The following is a 3,567-nucleotide window of genomic DNA, read 5'->3' as shown; positions in this document are numbered from 1 at the left end:
GAACTACTATTATGGGTTTCGGACTCATCCGTGTGGTAAATAAAAAAATGGAGTTTATTCAGTTAAACGAATTACAACTTAATAAAATGGACGATCATTATATGAAGTTGAAACGAATTTTTGAGCGTACTATCGAATTAATTGACACGTACCATCCAGATGAAATTGCTATTGAAGCACCCTTTTTTGGAAAGAATGTGCAATCGATGCTAAAATTAGGAAGAGCACAAGGTGTAGCAATGGCAGCAGGTTTATCAAGAGAAATACCAATTACGGAATACGAACCCAAGAAAATAAAAATGGCCATTACCGGAAATGGAAATGCCAGTAAAGAACAAGTTGCTAAAATGTTGCAACAACTATTAGGGCTAAAAACCTTACCAAAAAACCTCGATTCTACAGATGGTTTAGCTGCTGCGGTTTGTCATTTTTTCAATACTGGAAAAGTAGTGGGAACTACAAGTTATTCAGGTTGGGATGCTTTTGTGAAGAATAATGAAGATAAAATTAGGAAATAACGAAAGAATAAAATATTGACGCAATAATTTTTTATAATGAAAGTTATTAGTTCTTATACATCATTCCAAATGAAAAAAACATTTACTTTTTTTTTACTATTTATCAGTTTTGTGCTCTTTTCTCAAAACACCATTTCAAAAAGTATTATTTTGTCTGAGCCTCCTATTTCTAAGGAGTTTAGTTTTTTAAAAGATGAATTAAAAGATGTTCAAGTTGTAATGCTTGGAGAAATTAGTCATTTTGATGGAAATGTTTTTGAAACTAAAACCGAGATTATAAAATATTTGGTGGAGAATATGGGATTTGATGTAATTGCATTTGAATCTGGAATATACGATTTATGGAAAGCTCAAAATGAAATTAGTAGAGGAGCAAATTGCAAACAAGTTTTTAGAAATTCTTTATTTTCTATGTGGGGAAAAAGACAAGAGTTTCAAAGTTTTATTACGTTTTTTGAAACTAATAAAGCAAAATTAAAGCTTTTTGGATTTGACCATCAAATTACGAGTACGGACGGTATTTCAAATTTATCAAACGATTTATTTTCTTATTCGAAACAAATAAACCACAATATAAAATTAAATAAAGATGATTTTAGTTTGCTTTTAGAATCTATATCAAATTCTGGTATGTTTGATGAAAGTGATATTTCATATTTAATTTTTTCTTCAGAATTAAACAAATTGAAACAAAAAGTAATTCAGCAAAAAAACTCAGAAGAAAAATTTTATTGGTCACAAATTTTAAACGGATTGTTGACATTAGGTGAAGATGCTTTTACACGTCAAAATTTTACAAGTACATTCAATTGCACAAGTATTGACAATATTAGAGATAAGCAAATGGCTGAAAATTTGTTAGTATATATAAAACAAAATCCTGAAGCGAAAATTATTTGTTGGGGTGCCAATCAACATTTTACTAATAATTTGAAGTCTGTAAAAACACCTATTATAAAAGATTTTATGCCAATGGGAACATATATAAAAAAGGCATTAGAAGATAAAATGTATAGTTTAGCAGCAGTTACAGCTAATGATTCCATTTTTCTTCAAAATAAATGGTATAGCACTCCAATAAAAGAGAGCTCATTTGAAGATGTCTTAAAAAAACAATTTATAACTAATCCTGTATTTTTTAGTGCAAAACAATTAGAATTAAATGAAATAAAACAAAATAGGCTATATAGCCCAATTACATTCATAGAGGGAAATTTATCCGACTTTCATGATGGCTATTTATTTTTCCCAAAAACTTCTTTGTCAACAATTGACGAGTATGACGATGAAATTCATACCACAACTAATAAAAAAGAAGTAGTTGATGATGAAAAAGAGTTCGATATAAAGCAAAGACCTAACGAAACTTTAATTGAAGAAGTTGTTATTTATAGTAAAAACACACCATATCAAATTCTAAAAAAAGCTATCGGAAGTTTTGATAAAAATTATCCAACTAAAGGATTTAGTTCGGATTTAAAAACGAACATTTTGATAAAAGTTGCTGATACGACTTGTGTTGATGTGGATGTTTTGGCTCAACAATATGATTTAGGTTATGTAAATCGTGATTTTAGAAATACGAAAAAAGTTTTGGAAACAAAATGGAAGGTTAGTAAAAATTTTCAAACAGAAAGTTTTAAAGAATATCATGGTTTGATGTATAATAGTCCAATTCAATACGCTCCGCTTTTAAAAGACAACAAGTTTAAAAAATTTGAGTTAAACGTTGAAGGAACAACCAAAATAAATAATGAAGAAGTTATTATAATTCAGTTTTCTTCTCCAAGAAATCATTCTACATTTACAAGGCGTGTTTACTTAAGTAATTATTCGGGCTATATTTACATTAATAAATCTGATAATGCTATTATAAAAATTATTGAAAATTGGCAAGTTACTGATTTTCCTATATCATTCAGAGATGGTTATGTCTTGAAAAATAATTTATCAAAATATACAAACAAAGAATATTTAAATGAAAGTACGATAACAGAATTTGTGAAAGATAATAATTTATATTTTATTAAAAACGCCAAAAATGTTGTTTCTGGAATTTTATATAATGAAGTGAATGATAAAACAGATTATGAAATTACAACAACATCAAATTGGAATAATTTTAATGTATTAAATCCAAAAATAATTAAATCAAATAATGAAGTACTTTTGTTTGGAAACTAAGATAATTACATTTTACACTTTGTCAAACTGAACACTTTTAAATGAGCGGCATCTACATTCACATCCCTTTTTGCAAGCAAGCGTGTCATTATTGCGATTTTCATTTTTCCACTTCTATGAAGAAGAAAGAGGAAATGGTGTTGGCTTTGGCAAAAGAAATGGGACTTCGTAAAGATGAATTTCAAAATGAAGAAGTAGAAACCATTTATTTTGGTGGAGGAACACCAAGCGTTTTGTCAATTGACGATATACGATTTTTGATTCATTCCGTTTACCAAAATTATAATGTAATTGAGAATCCAGAAATTACTTTAGAAGCAAATCCAGACGATTTAGATGAAGAAACGATTCTTCAATTTGCTAATTCACCAATAAATCGCTTATCCATTGGTATTCAATCTTTTTTTGAAGACGATTTGCAACTGATGAATCGCGCACACAATTCGGAAGAAGCCAAAAAATGTTTAGCATTTGCTACACAACATTTCGACAATATATCTATCGATTTAATCTACGGAATGCCAAATATGAGCAATGAGAAATGGCTTCAAAACATAGAAACGGCACTAAGTTTTAATATTCTACATATTTCCAGTTATGCCTTAACGGTGGAACCAAAAACAGCATTGCATAAAATGATAAAAACAGGTTCAATACCGAATTTAGATGACGATTTAGCGCAACAACATTTTCATATTCTAATAGATAAATTACAAGAAAACGGGTTTGTACATTATGAATTGTCAAATTTTGGTAAACCAGATTATTTTTCAAAAAACAACACCGCTTATTGGTTAGGTAAAAAATACATTGGAATCGGTCCGTCTGCACATAGTTTTAATGGGAAAAGTAGAAGTTGGAATGT

General features: G+C 28.8%; 3 protein-coding genes. All 3 read left to right on the top strand.

The window, feature by feature from the left end:
- Positions 1 to 518 (top strand): crossover junction endodeoxyribonuclease RuvC (gene ruvC, locus KA468_RS10900; RefSeq protein WP_291242958.1); only part of this gene is annotated, 518 nt, incomplete at its 5' end.
- Between the two features lie 69 nt (positions 519 to 587).
- Complete coding sequence (locus KA468_RS10895; protein WP_291242957.1) at positions 588 to 2,702, top strand: erythromycin esterase family protein; 2,115 nt, start codon at positions 588 to 590, stop codon at positions 2,700 to 2,702.
- 41 nt (positions 2,703 to 2,743) lie between these two features.
- Positions 2,744 to 3,567 (top strand): radical SAM family heme chaperone HemW (gene hemW, locus KA468_RS10890; RefSeq protein WP_291242956.1); only part of this gene is annotated, 824 nt, incomplete at its 3' end.

This window comes from Flavobacterium sp. (assembly GCF_017985075.1).
Classification (GTDB): domain Bacteria; phylum Bacteroidota; class Bacteroidia; order Flavobacteriales; family Flavobacteriaceae; genus Flavobacterium.
This window is presented reverse-complemented; position numbering and strand designations above follow the sequence as displayed.